At 50.9% G+C, this 23,724-nt stretch carries 20 protein-coding genes; 3 read left to right on the plus strand and 17 right to left on the minus strand.

All coding sequences use genetic code 11. The features are described 5' to 3' along the window. Positions 1 to 44 precede the first annotated feature (44 nt). Positions 45 to 650 (minus strand): outer membrane beta-barrel protein, encoded by a 606-nt coding sequence (locus AC07UY_RS04275; protein ID WP_494661637.1) that lies wholly within the window; start codon positions 648 to 650, stop codon positions 45 to 47. Positions 651 to 829: 179 nt separating this feature from the next. Next, entirely contained in the window at positions 830 to 1,459 is a 630-nt protein-coding gene (locus AC07UY_RS04280; protein WP_494661638.1) for a winged helix-turn-helix transcriptional regulator, read from the minus strand. Positions 1,460 to 1,796: 337 nt separating this feature from the next. Between AC07UY_RS04280 and AC07UY_RS04285 the strand changes: the two genes are divergently transcribed. Then, positions 1,797 to 3,185, plus strand: a complete 1,389-nt coding sequence (locus AC07UY_RS04285) for a diguanylate cyclase (RefSeq protein WP_494700694.1) — start codon at positions 1,797 to 1,799, stop codon at positions 3,183 to 3,185. Positions 3,186 to 3,190: 5 nt separating this feature from the next. Here AC07UY_RS04285 and AC07UY_RS04290 read toward each other — a convergent pair whose 3' ends face one another. Then, positions 3,191 to 4,807 (minus strand): mechanosensitive ion channel family protein, encoded by a 1,617-nt coding sequence (locus tag AC07UY_RS04290; RefSeq protein ID WP_494700797.1) that lies wholly within the window; start codon positions 4,805 to 4,807, stop codon positions 3,191 to 3,193. A gap of 410 nt (positions 4,808 to 5,217) precedes the next feature. On the opposite strand from AC07UY_RS04290, the gene AC07UY_RS04295 reads away from it, so the two are divergent. Beyond that, the gene (locus AC07UY_RS04295; protein WP_494661640.1) at positions 5,218 to 7,194 is read left to right on the plus strand and encodes an alkyl/aryl-sulfatase; all 1,977 of its coding nucleotides are present in this window, start codon (positions 5,218 to 5,220) and stop codon (positions 7,192 to 7,194) included. 182 nt (positions 7,195 to 7,376) lie between these two features. Further along, positions 7,377 to 7,739, plus strand: a complete 363-nt coding sequence (locus AC07UY_RS04300) for a YcgJ family protein (protein ID WP_494700693.1) — start codon at positions 7,377 to 7,379, stop codon at positions 7,737 to 7,739. Positions 7,740 to 7,853: 114 nt separating this feature from the next. Here AC07UY_RS04300 and AC07UY_RS04305 read toward each other — a convergent pair whose 3' ends face one another. The 14 genes from AC07UY_RS04305 to AC07UY_RS04370 all read right to left on the minus strand — a co-directional run. After that, the gene (locus AC07UY_RS04305) at positions 7,854 to 9,407 is read right to left on the minus strand and encodes a peptide MFS transporter (protein WP_494700692.1); all 1,554 of its coding nucleotides are present in this window, start codon (positions 9,405 to 9,407) and stop codon (positions 7,854 to 7,856) included. A 700-nt stretch (positions 9,408 to 10,107) separates the two neighbouring features. Continuing rightward, positions 10,108 to 10,812, minus strand: coding sequence for an oligogalacturonate-specific porin KdgM family protein (locus AC07UY_RS04310; protein ID WP_494661643.1), 705 nt, complete (start codon positions 10,810 to 10,812; stop codon positions 10,108 to 10,110). 742 nt (positions 10,813 to 11,554) lie between these two features. Next, a complete protein-coding gene (locus AC07UY_RS04315; protein ID WP_494661644.1) occupies positions 11,555 to 12,916 on the minus strand; it encodes an ATP-binding protein in 1,362 nt (453 codons plus the stop codon). Between the two features lie 38 nt (positions 12,917 to 12,954). Beyond that, entirely contained in the window at positions 12,955 to 13,629 is a 675-nt protein-coding gene (locus tag AC07UY_RS04320; RefSeq protein WP_203358750.1) for a response regulator, read from the minus strand. Positions 13,630 to 13,956: 327 nt separating this feature from the next. Further along, positions 13,957 to 14,637: an acylneuraminate cytidylyltransferase family protein gene (locus tag AC07UY_RS04325; protein WP_494661645.1), complete on the minus strand. Its 681-nt coding sequence runs from the start codon at positions 14,635 to 14,637 to the stop codon at positions 13,957 to 13,959. Further along, positions 14,638 to 15,693 (minus strand): nucleotidyltransferase family protein, encoded by a 1,056-nt coding sequence (locus AC07UY_RS04330; RefSeq protein WP_494661646.1) that lies wholly within the window; start codon positions 15,691 to 15,693, stop codon positions 14,638 to 14,640. 7 nt (positions 15,694 to 15,700) lie between these two features. Then, positions 15,701 to 16,351, minus strand: a complete 651-nt coding sequence (locus AC07UY_RS04335) for an acetyltransferase (RefSeq protein ID WP_494661647.1) — start codon at positions 16,349 to 16,351, stop codon at positions 15,701 to 15,703. Then, a complete protein-coding gene (gene neuB, locus AC07UY_RS04340) occupies positions 16,344 to 17,417 on the minus strand; it encodes an N-acetylneuraminate synthase (RefSeq protein ID WP_494661648.1) in 1,074 nt (357 codons plus the stop codon). Before neuB ends, AC07UY_RS04335 begins: the two co-directional genes overlap by 8 nt. Continuing rightward, the gene (neuC, locus tag AC07UY_RS04345; RefSeq protein WP_494700691.1) at positions 17,414 to 18,571 is read right to left on the minus strand and encodes a UDP-N-acetylglucosamine 2-epimerase; all 1,158 of its coding nucleotides are present in this window, start codon (positions 18,569 to 18,571) and stop codon (positions 17,414 to 17,416) included. The genes neuB and neuC overlap by 4 nt, the downstream gene beginning before the upstream one ends. A 4-nt stretch (positions 18,572 to 18,575) precedes the next feature. Continuing rightward, positions 18,576 to 19,721: a LegC family aminotransferase gene (locus AC07UY_RS04350; protein WP_494661650.1), complete on the minus strand. Its 1,146-nt coding sequence runs from the start codon at positions 19,719 to 19,721 to the stop codon at positions 18,576 to 18,578. 10 nt (positions 19,722 to 19,731) lie between these two features. Then, complete coding sequence (locus tag AC07UY_RS04355) at positions 19,732 to 20,922, minus strand: UDP-N-acetylglucosamine 4,6-dehydratase (protein ID WP_494700690.1); 1,191 nt, start codon at positions 20,920 to 20,922, stop codon at positions 19,732 to 19,734. A gap of 63 nt (positions 20,923 to 20,985) precedes the next feature. Beyond that, on the minus strand, positions 20,986 to 21,282 hold the full coding sequence (locus tag AC07UY_RS04360; protein WP_494700689.1) for a DUF1496 domain-containing protein: 297 nt from the start codon (positions 21,280 to 21,282) through the stop codon (positions 20,986 to 20,988). 13 nt (positions 21,283 to 21,295) lie between these two features. After that, positions 21,296 to 22,975, minus strand: a complete 1,680-nt coding sequence (locus tag AC07UY_RS04365) for a hypothetical protein (protein ID WP_494661653.1) — start codon at positions 22,973 to 22,975, stop codon at positions 21,296 to 21,298. 341 nt (positions 22,976 to 23,316) lie between these two features. Beyond that, on the minus strand, positions 23,317 to 23,724 hold a 408-nt coding region (locus AC07UY_RS04370; protein WP_494724429.1), incomplete at its 5' end, for a DDE-type integrase/transposase/recombinase.

Consider the following 23,724-nt stretch of genomic DNA (forward strand, 5'->3'; position numbering starts at 1 on the left):
CCCGACACATTCGGTATCGGGTTTTACGATTACGGCCTCTCGCATTATTGACCGAAACGGTACGTCAGACCAACATTCAGGGAACTGACATCGCTGCTGACGCCAATCTGATTCGCATTCCCGACATTGCTCACCCACTGATATTCTAAGCGACCGGCCAGGTTTTGATTGAAAGCATATTCCGTCCCTACCGCAACTAACGGACGCACGCCAGTATCAAAGCGATTTTTACCACTGATATCGGATTCCGCACGGTAACCCATCGCCCCCGCCCGACCATAAATATCCCAGTTATCATTCAGACCATAACTGGCTTTTAATGACAACTGCAGCCCCTGACTCTTCATTTTAGCGCCCGAAGCCCCATGATGGCCTTCGACGCCCATATTCCCCAAATAGTCATATCCCCCTTCTACCGCCAGCCACGGGGTAATCTGATAACCGGTATACACTCCGCCACCCACATTATCATGATTAAAATCGAAATCCGTTGATGAGTTATTTCCCCCGTTTTTACTGCTGCTGGTATCAAAATAGTGCGACCAGCCAAATTTACCCCCGGCATACCAGGTTCCGGTGTCCGCAGCGGCAAATGCGGTTGATGCTGTAACCGCGTTAACAATAATTAAAGCGACAAGCGTCTTTTTCATAATTATCCCATTATTCACGTGTTGCAATCTATACGATCGCGTGCATTTGTATAAAAACGCAGAAAATATAAATAAAAACACGCAGAGGGGTAATCTTAAATTTATTTATTTTTGGACAAAATAATTAACGGGCGAGATAACGCGTTGAGAATAATGACATTCCTGTAACCACTAAGAAATTAAAACCGTTCGGGCAACTCTGTCAGCTCCGTCAAATAACCACCCCGTTTAAACGCTATGTAGCCCCCCTGCTTTAATGCAGAAAGCACATTCAATACACTACTGCGAGAAAGGTGGGTTCTCTCCTGAATATACTCGAGGATCGAGGTTCTCATTCGGGTCTCCTCCGGCAGTAAAATCATCTCCTGCAAGTGGCTACGAATAACGGAATAGGTGCCTTGCTGCACAATCAACGCATCCCGATAAAACAGATACGCAGAGTGATACGAGAGCAGCGCTGCGACGTCCTCCCATAATCCTTCCCGACGAAACACCTCAGCAGCCTTTTGCGAATCAACCCGCAGGATTGTTGAATCCTTCTCGGCGCGTAAAATATGCCCCCGAACAGGCTGAATCATCTCAGCAAGCCCAAAAAGATGAGGGTCATACAGCGTGGCGATCAGAAGCCCATCCGAGGCCCGCAATATTGAAAGTTCGCCTTCGATGAACAGATAGAGCTGTGACTGGCCCTGATAATCCCACGTAATCCTCTTGCGCGGTATCACCTTCATTTTTTCTGCCAACGGTTTCAGTACCGCGGTTAAACGCTCAATACTCTGATCGGGTTGTACAGGAGGATGAATATGCATACGAATACCAGACCGTCTACGCCAGGATGAGTTGTAAACTATATATCTTAACGTTAAAAAAACACAAACGGATATTAAACAGACTATTTTCGTTAAGGGAATAATACCTGGCAATGCAATTTGCGTTTATTTTTAAATAATCACTGATACGGCGTGCCATGAACGGCTTCTGCTCAGCGACTGTACGCTTGCTGTGCCATAATTTCAGTGAAGTGCATAAGCGATAGACAATGAGTGCTTCAGCGCGCCCTGGCCTCACTCTTTAGCTTGACCATCGCACTGAAATTCCTCGTAATATCCACCCAACTCTTTAATGGTATTTACATTCGGCGGAAAGATGGAACAGGTAGAACCCGGTAACGACAAATTACTCCTTACAGAATGGCAAACGTTGCTACACCAAACCTCCCCTGAGGTTCACGAGATTTTGACCTCGTTAACCGACGAGGAGATTCGTCATCTGGTTACCGTCTTTTATGACTATATGCTTTCACACGCCGAGAGCGCGCTGTTCCTCAATACCGAGCAGGTGGCAACCCGACTCAGCCACAGTATGTTTCACTGGTTACGCAGCGTGTTAGGAAGCGCGCAGGAAGATCTCCACCAACTGCTGGCTAAACAGCGCGATATTGGCGTCGTTCATGCCCGCATCGGCCTGCCGATAGACCTGGTCGCCCGTGGCGCGCGTAGATTGAAAGATGAGCTGTATCGCCTGCTGAAGGCGAAATCCGTTTACCTGACGACCGTGCTCAGCGATGCGATCTGCTTTAGCAGTCTGGCAATGGACACGGCGATAGAGGCAATGACCGTCTCGTATTCCCCCAATTACCAGAACTCAATGAACACGCAGGAACAGTATCGCCTGTTGACGATTTACGATGATGTCAACGTAGAGCGGGAACGCCAGATCCGCTCTCTGACGGACTGGGAAAATCAGTTTATCTACAATATTGCCACCGGCTTGCCTGTCGAAGAGCTGATCTTTCTGTCGAAATCTGACTTTGGTATGTGGCTATCGCATAAGGGAAAACACATTCTCGGTAACGGAAAACTGCTTTCCGGGATGGAGCAGTTGATACAGCAGATCGACGGCAACCTGACTGAGGTGTTACTGAATGGCCAACAGCCTTCAGCAGACGAACGGATGAGTTTGCTCCAGGAGATTCGCCAGTTATCCGCGCAAATCCACTTTCTGCTGTCCTCCATGTTTGAAGAGCTGGTGAAACAAGAGAACGGCAAAGATTCGCTGACGCAGTTGCTTAACCGCCGCTTTATTCCCACCATTATGCGCCGTGAAATTTCCCTTGCGCTGCATTCGCGTAAACCGTTCGTGCTGGCCATGCTCGACATTGATTATTTCAAGCAGATCAACGATCGCTACGGGCATAATGCCGGAGACACCACACTGAAAAATGTCGCCGCGGTGATTTACGAACATATCCGCAGCAGCGATTACGTTTTCCGCTACGGCGGCGAAGAGTTTATGGTACTGCTTGTCGAATCCGAGGTGTCGCAGGCGAGCATCATTCTGGAAACGCTGCGGACAAAAATTGCCGCTTTACGGATTTCGGCATCACCGGTGGAAACCTTCTCGGTCACCACCAGCATCGGCATCGCCGAGTACGATTATCACCCGGACTACAAACAGCTGATCGAGAAGGCAGACCAGGCGCTCTATCTCGCGAAAAGCAACGGACGAAATCGCGTGGAAATTTATCGCCGCTAACCCCTTTATGCCTCTGACTTTTCGGGCGGCATTGCGGGTGAAGCATACCAATTGTCCTTCGCCACCATCACCGCCCCTTTCGGTTGCATAACAAAGTTCGGCGACATGATTTGCACATTGAATTCGTTGAAAACGTCCTGAATATTGCTATGCAAGGCATCGCGGGCAGCCGCCAGCGACGTATCGGGCTGCAGACGAACCTGTAGCTCATAAGAGATGTACCAGTCCATCAGACTGAGCTGGCGCACCAACGGCGGCTGCGTATGATCGATGCCCTGGGCGCGGTTGGCCGCCAGCTCAAGCATGGCATGCACCTGACGCCAGGGGGTGTCATAACCGATAGTGACGCCCACAGTTAAATTGACGCCGCCGTCCGGATTTTGCGCGCTGAGATTGGTAATTTTGCCACTGACCACCACCGCATTGGGAACCGTGACGACGTAGTTTTCCCGGGTAATAATCTTGGTAGCCAGCATACCGATTTCACTGACCAGCCCTTCATTGTCGGCAATACGGATCACATCACCTTTGCGCAGCGCACGTGAATAGATGAGTACCAGCCCGCTCATGGCGTGATTCATCACCCCCGCAGAACCGAGTGTGAGCATCAAACCGAAAAAGACGCTAATGCCTTTAAACGCCAGTGAATTCGCGCCGGGAAGAAAAGGATACGCCGCCGAAAGCGCAAACAGCCACACCACCACGGAGATAAGCTTACGGGTCGCGCCAACCGTTTCAGGGTGAATGCCCGGCAACGTCAACCGCCCGGCTTCCACTTGATTAAGGATCACTTTGAGCAGTTTTAAAATCAGCGCGGTGATGGCAAAAATGAGCAGGACAATCATTAGTCCTGGTAATGCGGAGACAATCGACAGCGCGATTTCCCTGACCACCCGCACTGACCAGTCTCCCAGCGATTCCCCCCACACCCGGGTCCATGGGAACAGGCTGAATACCCAGCTTAGCCAGACATAGAACGCAATTATACCGAGCAAAATCATCAGCAATGCATACAATCGGGTTTCAATCGCACCGACGAAACGCCGCCAGTTTTGCGGGACCCAACTGCGATTTTCGAAAATTTTACGTCGATAATGTCGACGTACCCACCGCCAGGAGCGGTAAGCGCCATACCAGAACAGCGTGAGTCCCAGCAAACCTGCAGCGGTTTTCACGGCGGCGAGGGCAAGCCAGCCGCGGTCATACTGGTCGCGCAGCGAGGTGCGCTGGATCTCCATCCGGGCCAGCACGCGCTGTGCCGCCTGGTCGAGCGTCAGGTCGTCCCCTTCATCCAGATCCCCTTCCGCCAATAGCATGACCGGTTTACCGTTCATCACGATCAGCCGTCCCTGCTGGCGATAACGGGTGACAGGCACAATTTTCAACGGCTCGCGCACGTCGGCCTGGGTGAAATTACGCAATGTATTGTGGATACGCAGAACGCGTTCTTCTGGCGTGGTCAGGCCAAACTTCGCCTGCAACATGACAATGGGCTGATGAAAAATATACACCGTGCGCGCACGCTCTTGTTCTGTGGGCTGCTGTCGGGGTTCCGCCGCCTGGGAAGGGAGCGCCAGAATGACCATAAAACACGCCAAAATAGTGAGCAGCATCCTGTTCATCACCACCACCCAAAATGTGTAATTATCGTTATTATTCATAGAGTCAAAACCAGAGGTCGTCATTACTCTTTTTGAGCATAGACCAGCCTGGTGCTTTTTCATCTACCAACATGCGATCACCTTTCAGCGTTACCCGATTTTATGCGGCCCTTTTTCAAGGCGTACAAACCCGCAGTGATGTTTACACCTCCCTCTCCCGGCAGCATCCCCTTTATCGATTTCCCGTCGCTGATGCTTTAATCCTGATAGATTAATCAAAATGTTAAGCGAAATTTATTAAATTAAGTTTTTGTATGGATTAACTGGCTGAATGTTAACAACGGGTTATATTTAATTGCGAGGGTTACAGAATGTAACTTTAGGGATCGAACTGATATTCATCACTAAACCTAAAAAATGTGAGAATCATAATGAGACTAAAACCCATCGCCAGAGGGATTGCACTGGCAGGCTTGTTAACAACATTCATTGTTCCAGCCTATGCCGATACCGCCTCTAAGGATGCCACATCCGCCACTAAGCAAGCCAACGAACAACTCTACAACCAGCTTCCGTTCTCCGACAACACTGACTTTACCGACGCCCACAAAGGTTTTATTGCCGCCCTTCCTTCCGACATTATTCATGGCGAACAGGGGAACGTAGTCTGGAACCCACAGCAGTATGCCTTTATTAAAGAAGGGGAAAAAGCGCCTGATACGGTAAACCCAAGCCTCTGGCGTCAGTCTCAGTTGATTAACATCAGCGGCCTGTTTGAAGTCACTGACGGTGTATACCAAATCCGCAACCTTGACCTGTCGAATATGACCATTATCGAAGGGAAAGAGGGGATTACCGTCGTCGACCCGCTGGTTTCTGCGGAAACCGCAAAAGTCGGTATGGATCTCTACTTTAAAAACCGCGGAAACAAACCGGTAGTCGCTGTTATCTACACTCACAGCCACGTTGACCACTATGGCGGCGTGCGCGGTGTGGTGGATGAAGCCGATGTGAAATCCGGTAAAGTGAAAGTGTATGCGCCTGCTGGCTTTATGGAAGCCGCCGTCGCGGAAAACATTATGGCCGGTAATGTAATGAGTCGCCGTGCCAGCTATATGTACGGCAACCTGCTGAAGCCGGATGCCAAAGGCCAGGTGGGTGCGGGTCTGGGGACGACGACGTCTGCCGGTACCGTCACCCTGATTGCGCCGACCAATTTCATTGAGAAAGACGGTCAGAAGGAAGTCATTGATGGCCTGACCTATGACTTTATGCTGGCTCCGGGCTCCGAAGCGCCTTCAGAAATGCTGTGGTTTATCGAAGAGAAAAAACTCATTGAATCCGCAGAAGATGTGACCCACACCCTGCACAACACTTACTCGCTGCGCGGCGCGAAAATTCGTGAACCACTGCCGTGGTCGAAATACATCAACGCGGCAATCGTGCGCTGGGGTGATAAGGCCGAAATCATCATGGCGCAACACCACTGGCCAACGTGGGGTAACGAGAATGTCGTCAAACTGCTGAAGAGCCAGCGTGATCTCTATCGTTATATCAACGACCAGACCTTGCGTATGGCCAACGAAGGCCTGACCCGCGATGAGATTGCCGCCAACTTTAAACTGCCTGATTCACTGGCGCATACGTGGGCGAACCGTGGTTACTACGGTTCGGTCAGCCACGATGTGAAAGCCACCTACGTGCTCTATCTCGGCTGGTTTGACGGCAATCCGGCGACCCTGGACGAACTGCCGCCAGAAGAAGCAGCGAAGAAATTCGTCGAATATATGGGCGGTGCGGACGCCATCCTGCAAAAAGCGAAAACCGACTTTGACCAGGGTAACTACCGTTGGGTTGCCCAGGTGGTCAGTAAAGTGGTATTCGCTGATCCGGGTAACCAGGATGCGCGTAACCTGGAAGCGGATGCGCTGGAGCAACTGGGCTATCAGGCCGAGTCCGGCCCGTGGCGTAACTTCTACCTGACCGGCGCGCAGGAACTGCGTAATGGCGTGGTGAAAGGTCCGACCCCGAACACCGCCAGCCCGGATACCGTACGTGCGATGACCCCGGAAATGTTCTTTGATTATCTGGCGGTGCATATCAACGGTCAAAAAGCCGGTGATGCGAAATCAGTGTTCAACATCGATCTCGGTAGCGACGGCGGCAAGTACAAGCTGGAACTGGAGAACGGCGTGCTGAACCACACCGCCAATGCCGAAGCGAAAGAGGCTGACGCGACCATTTCACTGAATCGCGACACGTTGAACAAAATTATCCTGAAAGAAGTCACGCTGAAACAGGCGCAGGATAGTGGCGACGTGAAGGTGACCGGTGATGGCGCCAAACTCGACCAGATGCTCGGCTACATGGATAAATTTGAATTCTGGTTCAACATCGTTACGCCTTAACCTCATCAACACCCCCGCGAACAGATCACGGGGGTGTTATTTAACGATGGCTCTGTCGTATTGACCCCATGAGTTAAGGGAATGACTCCCCCCTCCTCCCGGATGCCTGAGGATAAGCGGTTGGCAGCGCGGTATTGTTCCGATTAGACTGAACGCTCCCAACGACTTAGTGAGATACTCCATTGAATAAAAACATTCTTTCATATTCACTGCCATTGCTGCTGGCTGCCGTGGCGACATCTGCTTGTGCGAAGCAACCCGCTGCGCTCCATTCTCCAGAAGCGGGCGTGCTCTGCGACCAGTATATTTGCGCTGACAGCGCGAAGGGCGTTTCCCGCGATAAGACCGAAAAGTACCTCGGTGAAAAAGCCGCAAAGAGACTGTTTTCACAGGGGGAATTTGATACGACCGAGTTTACCTTTGCCAACGGTACTTTCTGCGATGTCAAAGAACGGTTATGCCGCGAAGACCGGTACTACGGCACAGACGGAAAACGTAGCGGCGCCATTTCAACGAAATATACCGCGCAACTTTTCGGGAAGTGAGGGTAAGCCGGCAGTTCATCTCTGCCGGAAGCCATTCTGATTAAAGGCTCCCTACAGACGGCAAAACCGGCACATTGCGTGCCGGTTTTTTTTACGGTTCAACACCACGGTTTATCAGGCATTGGTCACCGGTTTTGGCTCAGTTTTCACCTGAGCATTTGCCAGCATACGACGCACCGGAACAATCAGTACGATCAGCACGGCGGCACAGATCAACAGCGCAATGGAGCAACGCGCGAAGAGATCCGGCAACATATCCAGTTGGTCAGCTTTCACATGACCGCCAATCAAACCTGCCGCCAGATTACCCAGCGCACTGGCACAGAACCACAGCCCCATCATCTGACCGCGCATTCTGTCTGGCGCCAGCAGCGTCATGGTGGCAAGCCCAATCGGGCTCAGACACAGTTCACCAAGCGTCAGCATCAGGATACTCCCGACCAGCCACAGCGGCGATACGCCCGCCCCGCCGTTACTCAGGACGTTTTGCGCAGCCAGCATCATCAAACCGAAACCTGCGGCGGCACACAAAATACCGATCACGAACTTGGTAATACTGCTCGGACGCACATTGTTCTGCGCCAGCTTCGGCCATGCCCAGCTAAATACCGGTGCCAGCAGAATAATGAACAATGCGTTGATCGACTGGAACCATACGGCCGGAATTTCGAAATCGCCGATCATGCGGTTGGTATAGTCGTTAGCAAACAGGTTGAACGATGTCGGTTTCTGCTCAAAGGCAGACCAGAAGAAGGCGGCAGAAACCAGCAGAATAAAGCAGACCAGCAGCCTGGCGCGCTCTTTGCGGCTAAGACCGGCAAACACAAACAGATAAATGAAGTAGAGCGCGACAGAAGCCGCAATCACGTAAACCAGCATGCTGGCCACCGCGACCGGGTTAATCACAATCATACCCTGAGCAATCAGCGTTACGACGATAGCCATACCGACAGCCAGCGCCAAAAGCCAGCCACCCACGCCCTTCTTCTTCGCGACAGGACTGTTCCAGGTTGAATCCAGACCTACTTCACTGTCATAGCGTTTCATCGCTGGAACGGCAAACACGCGGAAGATAATCAACGCCACCAGCATTCCGATACCGCCGATACCAAAGCCCCAGTGCCAGCCGTGGGATTTAATCAGCCAGCCGGAAATCAGCGGCGCGATAAAGGACCCGATATTGATCCCCATATAAAACAACGAGAAACCGCCGTCACGACGCGCATCACCTTTCTTATACAGCGTCCCCACCATCACCGAGATACAGGTTTTGAACAAGCCGGAACCGAGGACGATAAACATCAGGCCGATAAAGAACAGGTTATCTCCCATCCAGGCGGACAGTGCGATAGAGAGGTGACCGAGCGCAATCAGAATAGAGCCGTACCAGACGGCCTTCTGCTGACCGAGCCAGTTATCCGCCAGCCAACCGCCGGGAAGCGCGGCAAGATACATGGTACCGGCAAAAATACCCACAATGGCAGACGCATTTTCACGGGCCAGTCCCATGCCGCCGTCGTAGACGGTCGCAGCCATAAACAGGATCAGTAAGGGGCGGATGCCGTAAAACGAGAATCGCTCCCACATTTCTGTGAAGAATAGCGATCCCAACGGATAGGGATGGCCGAAGAACGTTCGGCTTTCGTTTTGATTAACAGTGGAAGACATAAATTCTCCTGGAGAGGTGTTGTCGTGTTTATAAACACCAGAATGCACGCCGTCCTTTATGACGCTGGTCGTTGCTTTACATTCGGCGAAATATTATTTAACCATTTGATAACCAGTGGCTAGTTTTGTCTAGTACCAAATAGCATAATTTAAGATGAAAAGTCGACAAACATCTACTTACACAGATTTTATATCGGCAAACCGTGAATAATGATTGACATAGAAAATCACTCAAAAACTTTGTATATTTTCTTTAATAAACATAGAGTTGATAAAGATGTTTTTGCATTTAAGGTGTGTCGACATGGAATAACCACATTGGCTGTATTGATGTAAACAAGATGACGTTGGTTCTCTGTACTCTCCAGGAGAGTGGGCGATTCCCCCTGATACAGATCAACGAGTTATTGTCTGGAAGGTCAAAAAAAGGGCAGGCATCAATGCGGGAATAACAGCAGGGATAATTTATATTATATTGATTTTATAGAGTTTTTAGATTTCTCGTAGTAACAGGTGTCAAACAAACCAGCGCGTCTGGGTTTATCGGTAAAAAAAGACGTCACTCGCCAGTAAAACGTGAGCAATGCCTCATAAATACAATAATTTCTAAGCAAATCCCCGGAGACTGATATCAATCAGTCATCCGGGGAGCGGATTATACTGTCGCAGGAACACTCTGCGAATCGTAGAATTTCAACGATTAGAAGTTGTATTTAACCCCTAAACGATAACGGAATTCCATTTCATCTTCTTCGTCCACGGTGTTATAACGCGGTACATAACCGACTTCAGTATAAGGCGTCCATTGCTTATTAATCGGCATTGCCGCCGTCAAGTTGAACAACCAGTAACCGTTGTCACCTTCATAATCATCGTAGTTAGTAAAGCGACGCTCTACATCACCCATAACTGAGAAATGAGAGTTTGCATATCCTAACTCCCAGTTAAACTGGTTATAGTTTTTGTTAGCAACGTTTGGATCTTCATCATTCTGGATACCACCACGCCAGCGAAGGGTTGTCACCCAGTTCTCGTTGAGTTTATAAATGGCTTTAACCTGTGCACGATAGCCAACAAATTTATCACCGTTATCGAGGTTTAACGCTGGCGCTAACGTCAGTTTATCGTTGATGACGTAGTTCTTGCCTAATTCCCATTCACTGCCGCTACCAGAGAAAGAACCGTTACCTTCTTTGAAACCATCACTCTGAACCTTTGTGCTTTCTTCCATTTTACCTTCAACGCTGGCGAAAACACCATTTGGCGCCGTGTGTGAAAGTTTTAAACGGTTAGCTTGTGTCTTACTGTCTTGTTTATACTCGTGGCGATAATCAAGTGTTAATGCCTGAGCACTTGCGGAAGATAAAACTAATGCAATGCAACTCAGTTTAAAAGCACGCGTCATTATTTATTCCTATTTTATTAAACTAAAAACGCACTCCGAAACAATTTCAGAGTAAAAAATAGACTACAAATCAAACAGTACTGGCCGTTACCTAAGAGCAGACAGCACCTGAGTAGAACGCCCCCATGACCTGTTCATGAAAACGTCAAACAAACGGGGAGATGTCATTAAATTGCAATAAAAATTAACAATCGCAGTAATCTTTTGGTTACATTGAAATATCATTAAAACAATTATCTAAAATTAAAAGAACAGCAACCCAAGAAAACAAGAACATCGAACCCTGCAATATAAAACATCATTTCACAAACAAGATCTGTGACTTGTGAAATGATTTTCACATCTCTAAAATTAAACAAATAGGATTATTTAAATAATGCGTACAAAAATACCCCAGGACGTAAAATTACTTATTCAGATAATTAATTTAGAATAATAAATAATTTATTCAGTCATAACGATGAACGCCGCCATTCTCAGAACATTGACGGTTATTCTTTCTGGTATACTGTTTGCACAGTTCCATTAGAAAAATGAAAAGATTTAAAAATGGATGCGTTAATTAAAAGAACGGTGGTTGAGGTGTAGCATAAAAAAGCAACCCGCAGGGGAAGTGGTCATCAGGATGACGTTTAATAATGGGATCAGCAGTGCATTAACTGATCGGATTTGCGCCGGAGAGGGTCTGTGAAAACGACGGCCAGATTTCGTTGACCGCCGTAACGTCATTACAGGAGACTGCCTAGTCAGAGAATATCAAAATAAAATGAGCCCCGCCCAGAGGGGACTTCTCAACCCTGATTTGCCCGCCATAACTGTGTACGATTTCAGTCGCCACGGCGAGGCCTATCCCCTGACCGGATGAGCTGTCGGCCCGCACCCCGCGCAAGAAGATCTGTTGTAACTTGTCCGGCGCGACACCGGGACCGTCGTCCTCGACCTCAATCTTCAGCCGATTGTAGTGATGGCTAACGGTCACCTTGATTTCACTGATCGCAAACTTGAACGCATTGTCGAGGAGATTGCCCATCAGCTCCATCAAATCGCCCTGTTCGCCGGCAAAAAAAACATCATCATCAAATAAAAAGCGAGTCTGCAACTTCTTATGCCGGTAGACCCTGGAGAGGTTCGCCAGCAGTTTCTCGATGAGGGGCACCGGTTCCGTGCCTCTGCTGGCGAGGCGCTTACGCCCGGAGACCGCACGACGAAGCTGATACTGGATAATCTGATCCATAATAACTATCTGATCTTCGAGATTGTCATGGCTCTCCCGACCGGACCTGAACTCCTGCGTCGTAATCTGGATCAAAGACAGACGGGTCTTCAGGCTGTGCGCCAGATCGTTCAAAGCATGCTGGTAGCGCTGAGTCTGTTGCCGCTCATTTTCCAGTAGCTGGTTAACCGATTCGGTTAACGGCAGTAATTCCCGCTCGTAATTATGGGAGAGCGCTTCCCGTTTACCTTCCCGGATTTCATCTATTTGATGTGCCATGGTGCGCAGTGAAGAAAGGCTCCAGAAACAGGCGAGCATCAACAGAACACCGAGTAACGAATAAGCCAACAGCGCCTGGCGAATGCACCAGTAAAGATAGGCACGCGTGTGGGCACGAAAGTCGGCGTCGGAGTTGAACATCACCACATAGTAGGTAGTGGGGCCATCACCATGGTTGCGCTGGAAGCGCAGGCTGTAGATAAAGTAACTCTCACCGCTTTTGATGGTGTAATGCTTGAAAAAATAATCCTGAGATAATCCCCCAAGGTAGTTCATCAGATCCTGGCAAAGGGTTTCTTTGGACTTGATCACCTCCGGGATAAACAGGCTCGACCAGCTCAGTTGGCCATCGGCGCGACAGATCAATGTGTCCAGCTCGGGATCGCTGATATCCTGCCGGGTGTTGTCAAAATTCTTGAACCCATGCGAGGCCGGATGCCCGGCAGAGAGGAGTCTGGACAGATTCTCCTGCATGCGGGTACTGACCTTCTGGGACTGCTCTTCGGCGTGCCCCATGTAGAGCACATAGACCGAGAAGGACATCATGAACGCAATGATCAACATGGCGCTCATGATCAGCTTGAAATGGAGGGAGCGAAGGATCAGTTGCATGGGTTCTCGACAGCAGATAAAAAGCTGAATAGTCGTATTCAGTTGCAGGGGATAGTAAAGATGTAACCCTGACGACGAATAGTGGAAATGGGCAGAATAGTTCCTTCTGGATCCAGCTTTTTGCGCAGACGGCTGACCATTACCTCCACGACATTCGGATCCCCCTCGCCATCGCCATAAAGCTGGTCGAGTAGCTGTTGCTTAGAGACGACCTGGAGAGCATTGCGCATCAAATACTCCAGGATCTGATATTCAAAGCTGGTCAGTACGACCGCTTCGCTACCAATGGTCAACACTTTACGGGAGAGGTCCAGTTCATAATTTCCCACCTTCACCCTGGGAGAGATGAAACCAGCGCTTCGGCGCACTAAGGCGTTGAGCCGCGCCAGCAACTCATCTTTCTGAAACGGTTTGACCATATAGTCATCAGCCCCGGCCTCCAGCCCTTCCACCTTATCCTGCCAACTGCCACGGGCGGTCAACACAATGATGGGAAAGGGTATTCGCCGCGCTCTCAACTCACTGATGAGTTGCACACCACTCAGATCAGGTAAACCGAGATCGATAATGGCCACATCAATAGGGTAATCAGCCGCATAGTGCAGTGCTACCCGGGCACGATCTGTGCTGTATACCTGATTGTCGGACTCAGTCAATAAACTGGTTAAATGATGATTAAGCAACTTGTCGTCTTCGACCAGGAGTATTTTCATAAGGCACACACACTTGCAACACTAAAGTTGCCAATTAAAGAATTTAACTTAGGGGGAGTCAATGGAATTTTAATCAAATAATCGAAACGTTGTATCAAAAATATGGGATGCAACTCACATAAAAAAACGAACACTCCTTAAAAAAAGTTATGCCCCTCCCTATTATGTTTTATTGCCAACCCTCTATTTTTACTTTTCGGCCAATAAGTACACCTATTTATTATAAGGATTTACCCTTGAAATGGGACATATGTCTTTTTTCAACGGTATGCGTTATTTTCAATCATGTCGGTAGTTTTACATCTCTATTTAATGGCAAACGTGAGGTCATCGTCGGGTCATAATGATTTCTGCAATGTCGAAATCCAGCATGCTATCAATATCGATAGAGTCATCTTGCTTCATAATGTAGGCGTATGATTTATCGCCATAGATACCGGTTAAAGAACCCACAAATGTTCTGTCAAAAATATAGATAGCCCCATTAATCCGGTAATAGGACTCTAACTCCTGACTTCTCACATTATATTTTTCCTGAACAAAACCAGACATAGAATGATCTGCTGGTAGTTTATTACATAACTGGACAGGATGCTCCATTTCGCAGACAGAAATAACGCTCAACGCCTCCATTTTCTCATACAACGCGTGAGCCTCAACAATATTTGACGCTGTTCGTAGCGGTGATGTCGGTTGCAGTAAGGTGATCGTATTCACGTTTCCCCACTGCGCCTCAACAATCGCAACCATATGAGAAATAACATCATTCGTCGTTGCCGTATCGCTTGCCAGTATAGCAGGTCTTAAACAAGGCACAATGGCACCATAGTGCTCTGCGATATCCGAGATTTCCTGGCAATCGGTACTCACCAGCACCCGATCAAATAATGTACTGTTTAGCGCCGCCTCAATAGACCAGGCGATCATGGGCTTACCGGATAAAACCTTTATATTCTTTCCAGGTAGACGTTTGCTCCCCCCACGTGCTGGGATGATGGCTATTTTCATTTACCACACCAACTGATGAATATCGGCCTGAGCACGATGGAAATCATCCAGACGGCCAATATCTAACCAATATTCGTGAATGGGGAACATCAATACACTGGAGCCATTATTGATATTCGAATCCAGCAGCGCGGGCATATCAATGGATATCCCTTTGGGCACGCTTTTAAGAACCGTCTGGCTCAGCATATAAATACCTGCATTAACGAAATAACGGTGGATCGGTTTTTCTGTCATTTCGATAACTTTTTCGCCATCACAACTGATAACGCCATAAGGTACCTGGTATTCATACTGGCGAATACACATGGTGGCTGCCGGTGAGTGCGTATCATGAAATAGCATGAAACGTTCAAAATCGAGCGAGGTCAGCACATCGCCATTGATCATAATCAGGGGTAAGTCAGGGATGTTGTCGGGTAGCAACCCCAAAGCTCCGCCGGTACCAAGAGGCGTTTCTTCGTGCACATATTCAATATTAACCCCCCAGTGACGCCCGTCACCAAAATAATCCCTGATAATGTCTGGCAAATAGTGGGTTGAAATATATATATTTTTGAATCCGGTTTTTGCAAAACGCTCAACCAGGATTTCCAGCATCGGCTTTCCGCCAATTTTCAGCATCGGCTTTGGACAATGATCTGTCAGCGGTTTCAGGCGCGTACCGAACCCACCCGCCATGATAAAGACAGGATTTTCATATCGCCGATGAGCCGAAGCCGTCTCCCAGGTTTCCAGCCCGACCAGGCGACCATCCTCAGCCACCACCGGAATAGAAAGAATACTGCGCGTCTTCATTTCTGTTAGAACTTCATTTCGGCTGCAATTCATGGGAGAAGTCACCGGGGTGCAGTTCATGACCTCTGCAACGGCAGTGCTCAGGCTCACGTCAGCCAGAATTGCGCGTCTGATATCGCCATCCGTGACGACCCCCAACAGTCTCTCCTGATCATCAACAACCATGGCCACGCGCAGGGCTTCTTCATTGACGATAGACAAGGCATCACGCAGAGAATCCTGGGGTGATAACAAGATCTTTTTCCAATCTTTGCTCATTGCAATATTATCCCTGTTTATTATTCCGCTCGGTCAGGTAAGGACGGGCAGGATAGACAATGTGATTTTCAGGCAAATTACGGGTCAAAGTCGCCCCGGCGCCGACAACAGCCTCGTTCCCCAGTTGCAGCCCCTGGACAACGATGGCTCCGCTACCGACATGCACGCGCTCCCCCAGAGTCACGCCACCACATAAAACGGCGCGTGGGGCAAGGTGAGCGTGGCGGCCCACCACGCTGTCATGCTCGACAATGGCACCGGTATTGATGATGCTGTTGTCACCGATCTGCGCACCGCTTTGTACAATGGCACCCGGCATCACCTGTACCCCCTGTCCGAGGCTTGCATGGGGGGAGATAACCGCTTCCTGTGCAAGTACGCAGGCAAAGCGATATCCCTTTTCGCTATAGCGCGAGAAGATTCGGGCGCGCAGTCCGCATCCCGGTAATGAGCCTATCCCGTTGACCAACAGGCATTCTTCGGGGGGGACCGTCATACAGAGCGTCTCGTCCTGCCACAGCGGTAATCCAGCCAACGCCCCTTTTCCTGATGAGTCTGGCGCAACCAACGCAAGGATCGTCTGCCCCTGTCGGGTGAGGATATCGGCCAGTACTGAAGCATGGCCCCCTGCGCCGATCATAATCAGCGGCTTATTCACGGATCAGATCTCCCGCCAGGTAGGCATGGCTTGCTCGCTTGCCGATAACATCCCACCAGGAATAGGGGCTCATGCCCTCGCCGGGTCGCATGATCGCCACGTTCTGCTCATTGAGCACGGTACCCGGTGCGATGTCGCAGGCCGCCACCAGGCTCTTTCTGGCAATGGCTTTGTTTTTCAGCTCACACGGGCGCGGTCCCTTGATGCCATTGCCGAGCGCCACCTCCACATTGCGGATCGCATTGACCATGTCGGCCAGCTCAGACGGTTCCAGTGACGCCTTGTGATCGGGCCCGGCCATCGTTTTATCGAGGGTAAAGTGTTTTTCGATAAGACAGGCACCACGGGCGGCGGCAGCAACAGGCACCGTAATGCCCTCGCTATGGTCGGAGTAACCCACCGGCAGGCCGAAGGCCTGGGCCAGAGTGTCCATCGCGTTAAGATTGATATCAGACATCGGCGCCGGGTATTCGGTGGTGCAGTGCAGCAGCGTCACTTTTTCGCGCAGCGCCGCCTGCCCCTGCGGTGAGGCATAGGCCGCCATAAAGGATTCCATACCCGGCGTTGCATCGTGTTCCCGGATCATGCCAAAGGCGATTACCGCCAGGGCTGATTCCACCTCGGCAAGGGTCGCCATCCCGGTGGACACAATCAGGTTGCAGCCGCTGCGGGCATGCCTGAGGACAAAGGGCGCATTGGTCAGCTCACCAGAGGGAATTTTCAGGGTTTGCAGCTTGATATCGCGGACCAGGAAATCAAGGCTGTCGTCATCAAAGGCCGTGGAAAGAAATCCGATCCCCAGCGCTTCGCAATGGCGGATGAGGCTAAGATGCGCATCAAAAGAGAGCTCTAATCGGGAGAGCATGGCGAGCTGGCTTTCCGATTTCCCCGTATTGGTCGTCTGATAATCGGCTTGCCGGGCATTGCCGGTAACCAGTTTATCTGCCCTGAACGTTTGAAATTTCACGATGTCTGCACCGGCCTGATGGGCAGCATCGACAAGCGCATGGGCCAGGGACTCGTCCCCATTATGATTGACGCCGGCCTCGGCGATAATGCGGATCATTGGGGTAAACTCCTGGCGATATCATGAAAAGCTTTGGCTGATGTCAGCGGATAACGACGCAGTACCGCCACAATGCGGGCGCTCACATCCCCCATGCCATAAGGATTAGCAAAGGCACTGGCGGGAAGAGGACACAACGCATCGTTGATAGCAGACGAAATAGAGACGCTATCGGGCTGACAATTCACCACGCTGGCGGCCGCCATTCTCCCCTTCTGCCGTTGCCCGATATTCACCGTTGGCACCCCGAGCGAAGGAACTTCGATGATGCCGCTGGAAGAGTTGCCAATAACGACAGCGCAATGTTTGACCGCACTGAGGTATCGCTGGTGGCCCAGAGAAGGGATAGCCAGCACCCGTTCGGGCTGTAACGCCGCATAGTGCTTAAGCAACGGAATGAGTTGTCGCCCGCCATCATCCGCGTTGGGATACGTCACTATGACCTGGTAATCGGGGTAATCATCCAGCGCGTTCAGCAATGCCTGAAAGCTCTCTACCGCAGGCTCTGAAAAAAGTGTGACGGGATGGTAAGTCACCACGAAATAGGATTTGTCGAGCGTGAATCCGAGGGATGCGCTCAACGCATCTCTGGTCATCAACGGTGTTCTGTTGATGTGTTCAAGCCCCACGGCCCCCAGATTGAACACGCGCTCAGGCGCTTCTCCAAGCTGGATCACACGCTGACGATAGGCGTCATTGGCGGTGAAATGGAGATAACTTAGCTTGGTGATCGCATGACGAATGGCATCATCGTAAGCGCCTTCGGTAATTTCACCGCCATGCAGGTGCGCCACGGGAATTCGCATGATCATCGCCGCCTGTGCCATCGCCAGCGCCTCGTAACGATCCCCGAGGATCACCAGCACATCCGGCGTAAGTCGTGCTAGGACATCGGCCATGCCGATTAGCGCAAGCCCCATGCTTTTGATGACGCCCACCGCAGTGTCAGAAGAGAGCAGCATCTCAACGCGCTCATCTATCTGAAAACCATCTTGTTCGATCTGCCGGTAGGTCAGTCCAAATTCGGGTGACAAATGCGCGCCGGAAACCACCGTTTTCAGTTCCAGATCGGGAGCCGCAGCGATCTCTTTCATCAACCAATAGAGCAACCCATACTCCGCCCGGGTGCCGGTAAAGACAGCAATTCGTCTCATTGCGTCAGACCTCAACAGGCGAACTGGGCAGGTTAATCACCCGGCTTTCAAGCCACTCAGAGACCTTCAGTTCGCCGCGAAACGCACCGGCAAACATCGGCAGTCGATGCATGAGTTTCCAGACGGGGCGAGTCATCACGCCACTGGCGTTGGTTTCTGTCAGCAACGCGTCACGCTGGGTCTCGCTCTCGCAGATGATGGCATTGAGCCAGTAGTTGGAACTCGCGTATCCCGGTTCCCGTACAAACTGACAATCCTGCCCCTGGAAGAATGCCGCATAGTGCTGTGCTAATGCCCGTTTCTGTTTCAGGAACGTCGGGAGTGCTTCCATCTGAGCGCACCCCAGCGCAGCATTGAGGTTCGGCAGGCGGTAGTTAAACCCCGGTTCATCGTGGAAAAATTCATAAGGATGGGGCACCTTCGCCGTCGTTGTGACATGCCGGGTATGAACGCCCTGCTCTACACGCCGACATAACACCATACCGCCGCCGCCCGTGGTGATTATCTTGTTGCCGTTGAAACTGAGGGTGCCAAACTCGCCCACCGTACCCGTATGTTGGCCCTTGTAGAAGGATCCCAGGCTTTCAGCCGCATCCTCGATCAGGATCAGGTGCCATTGCTGGCATAGCAGCAGTAATTCATCCAGTTCAGCAGGGTGGCCGAAGGTGTGCATCGGCACAACCGCCTTGATACGCTGCCCCGTTCGCTTGTGGTAGCACCCCAACTCGGTCAGAACAGCATGCTCTTGTAGATACGCCTCAACAGCTCGCGGGCAGAGGCTCAGACTGGTTTTCGAGACATCGACAAATACGGGTTGCGCGCCCATGTGGTAAAGCGCATTGCAGGTTGCCACAAACGTCAGGGCCTGGGTGATCACCAGGTCGTTTCGCTTAATACCGGCCATGTATAAGGCGGCGTGAAGCGCAGCCGTTCCGTTGACGGTCGCAACCGCACGCGTACTGCCGGTAAACGCCTCTATCCGGCGTTCAAATTCACCGACATAGTTACCCACGCTGGACACAAACGAACTCTCAATCGTATCCGTGACGTTAATGCGTTCCTTTTCAGAAAAAACCGGCGCATGCAACGGGATAACCCCATTGGTTTTATATATATCGCGAATAAACGCGACCAGACGGGATGATTGCATTTGATCCACCTTACATCTTTGCATCTAGGTACTTACCGGTTTCCTGATGACCGAAATCGGGTATCACCTCGAAGAAAAGAGAAACGATCTCCTCCTTGCTCCATTGACGATTTGCTCTCATCGCAGCAATTTTTTGCTCAAAGACGTCCAGCAATTCTGACGGGTAAATGGGGGCATTTTTAATCACGCCGATACGATTGAATCGCGCCATATCCAGTATTTCTTTTTCCGTAAAGAACTCTTCAACCTCTTTTTCGCCCGTCGTATCGCTGGTGGTGAACAGGCAAGGCCAACGCCCCTGCTCCGGCAATGTCCTTGCAAGCTCGCGCGCCTCATTTTCATCCCGACAGAGATACGGCTCATATCCCCGCTGTTGAAGATATTTGGCGGCGATCTCCGCAAAGGTGATGAGATGCTGCTCTTCGCGCAATTTAGGGAAGAAAATGTCTCTGTTTTCACCAAAAATACAGGACATCAAACACAGTTCACCGGCCTCCTGCGGGGTCACGAAATAGCGTTTTATATCGTTCGGGGCCACGATCGGTTGACGCTTCTGCAGCCTCTGATTAAAACCGTGAAGCAGAGAACCATCTGAGAACGCCACATTGGCAAAACGCGCGGTAGAGATGGTGATTTGCTCGCTTCTGCGCATCAGGAACATCTCCATAAGCCGCTTGGAAGCGCCCATCATATTGACCGGGTTGGCCGCCTTATCGGTGGACACGCAGAAGTATTTTTTAACGCCTGCCGCAATCGACTGTCGAAGCGTCTTGTCAGTGTTGAAGATGTTGACGTCGATCATTCTCATCAGGGTGTACGGATCTTTTTCACTGCGTACATGCTTGAGGGCAGACAAGTTGAGAACATAGTCATACTGGCCATCGGCCTCGATAAACGCGTCATACTCGAGAGAACCGATATCCAGGGCAAAGGTCTGAAAATCCCCGTCGATATAACCCAGTGAACTGCGGATATCACGAACCAGTTCGACGATGTTGTTTTCACTAATATCAACAACATGCAGTTTTTTGGGCTGGCGTTTGAAAATCTCCCGGGTCACTGCCTGACCGATAGAGCCTGCGCCCCCTAAAACAAGAAAGCGGGAGCTGGAAACGTGCCTTTCCAGCGCGGATCCAACATCGCCGATGTCCTGAACAAACAAAGCGTCAGTTCGCCCAATAAGGGGAAGTATCGAAAGCATGGTGATTCCTGGCAAAAATTGTCATGTGTTTAACTCAACAGCCCACATCCCGTTCCGGGCAGCTTATTTACGGATCTCAATGACCCGGCCCGCGTCATCCTGACGTTGCCTGATGCTGGTTTTCTCTGTATCGCCTTCCCGCAACCACCCCAATGCGCCGTTTTCAGTCACATCGTCCAGCACACCGCAGCGAATAGTCTCTGTGCCGTTCTGCAACTCAGCGCCTTCGGAATAGCGTTTACCGTCGAAGTAACAGGCACGTTCGCTGAGAGTGTCGGTATTAATGTTGAATTCAGTCCGGTTCGCCACCGCCTGTGCGGACAGCAGCGATAACAGCGTGAACATCAGGCGCGTTCTCATCGATTTCCTCACTTCACATTAGAATCACATATTTCTTCTGGGCATTAAGGATCCCCAGAATCATCTGCTGCTGAGTGCCCTGACTGCCCACGGGGCTATACTCCGTCCAGTGATAACCCCAGGTATGCAGGTCTTCCCGCCCCGCAGGTACGGCGAAACAGTCGAAACGGAAGTCCGCCTCTTTGATTGCTGCGAGGGTAAATGCCTGCAGATCTTTGCGTGTTACCGTGTTCATGTGCTCGCACACCGCGGTAAAGTCCGGGCTCGTCTCATCAATCGCCAGGATGCACGGGAACCCCATCCGAATCAGATTGTCCAGGCTCTTCTCCAGAGCGACGAACTCATCCGGGTGGCTGATATAAAAACCCAGCACCAACTTCTTCTGCGGCAATGTCAGACCCGATCCGCGCTTGATATCATTCATTGCCCTCATCCCCGCTAAAGACTGGCTGGTGTATTTATCCCAATACGGATAAGGGATTTCACCGCGTCGATAGAGTTCGCTGTAGAGCACAATCTGCCGTTCATCCACGATACCCAGCAGCAGCGCCAGTCGTTGCAGGGGCCACTGGCGCAACGCCACGTCGCGCGGCACGTTTTTCTCAGGCGGCGCGAGAATGAAGGGGATCTGCTCCTTGCTCAGGCTAAGATGGGTGCTGGACATAAAGCCGCAGATGCCCCGAAAAGGGGTCTTGAGCATTAGCAGCAATTCCATCGGCATCGACGCAGGGAGAGGAATAAGCCGGGGATGTTGGCGAACAATATGCTCATTTACGATGTAACCTGCCGGATGCCCCTTAAAGAGCAAAGCCGGCTTGCCGCGAATATAAAGAGGAGAACCCTCCTTGCGGATATGCTTGAGTAAATCGTGATGGAGTCGGATGATCCCGCGCGCGGCCAGGCCTTGTGCGTCCTGAACGTTTTGCGACGTTCCCAGCACGATGATCGCATCCTCGCACCCGGCCAGCTGCTCCTCCAGGGATGCCCTGTCAACCCCAACGGCACGGAACAACCACGCCTGCTGATGGGGGGCCAACAAATCAAAATCCCCCCAGTCGGTCCGCTCCATATGGGGGAGCAGTTCGTCGGCCAGCGATTTTAAGGCGGGCAAGCGGGTCATAATGTCAGGTCGTACCATGTGGTAGCGGGTAGGATAGAACCGGTGCCACCCCTGCCCCACGATTATCTTGTCTTGTCCCGGACCACTAAAGCCGACGCTACGAGGAGATTCATAGAGATAGCTCTCAAGGCGAGACAGTATCGCTTCCCGTTGGGTCAGCCGCTCCGGTTCATCGCTTAACTTGAGCAACTCACAGTAGTCGAACGTTCCATCTTCATAGAGATGCAGCATCCGCACCGGATATTTGAGAAAGTGCAGTGCGTTAAGCAGCGGTGCCAGCGCATCCGAGCTATAGATAAGATTGGAGTGAATCTCAACCTCGATGCACCCATGCTGCTCGCACAGCGCAATCAATCGCTCGTAAACCCCAATGACAGGGGCGATGCCCTGCTTAAAATGCTGATGGCGCGGGTGCAGCTGTTCGCCATCCTGCAAGGTCGAACGTCCCCAGGTAGTGAGGGACGTTGTGTGCTCTTCTTCGCTATGACGGCAAAAATGAAGCAACTGTTGCAACATGGGCATCGTAAAGGGATCGAGATAGATCCGCACCAGATGGGGGAGAGGTTGAGTCATCACACTTTTCTCTGTCTTCGCTGACGTTCACGGCATTATTGTCTGGTAAAAAGCAAATACCGTGCCAACAATGAATCATCCTCCGACGTCCCTAATGCTGGTCAGTTAATCGCTGGCAAACCGAAAGCCTGAGGTATTTATCCAGAAGAAGTAGCATGCTGGTTTCGCGAAGGGTTCCGTTCACTTCATGTTCTTCGCTTCTCTGGCATTTCATGCCCCGTGAACGGGTTAAGGGTGCTATCGCCGCACCCTTAACAATCCCGGCTCCCGGCAGGAAAATTGCCGCTTTGCGGTCTCCCTCCGTTTATTCCTCCAGGCGACCGGGGCGGGCGTGAAGTGGTCTACTTAATTTGGACACAGCCAGAGGTTCTTTGTCTTTCCATCTCGGTGGGTGTCAACCCACCGTTGTGTTTATGTGGCCTTACCCGGTTGTAATATCCACTCAGGTACTGAACCACATCCTTCACTGCTTCACTTCTGTTCCGGTAGCCTTCACGCAACAACCACTCGGTTTTAAGACTGCGGAACAGCCTTTCCGCAACGGCATTATCCCAGCAGTTTCCTTTGCGACTCATGCTGAGTTTGATCCCATACAGTTTCGCCATTTCCCGGTAAGACACGCTGGCATACTGTGATCCCTGATCAGAGTGGAACGTTACCCCTTTTGGGCGACCCCGGTTCTTCCAGGCCATTGTGAGCGCCTCCCGCGTTAGCTGGCTGTCGGGTACTGATGAGAACGCCCAGCCCAC

The organism is Citrobacter sp. GW821-FHT02E08, from assembly GCF_059421685.1.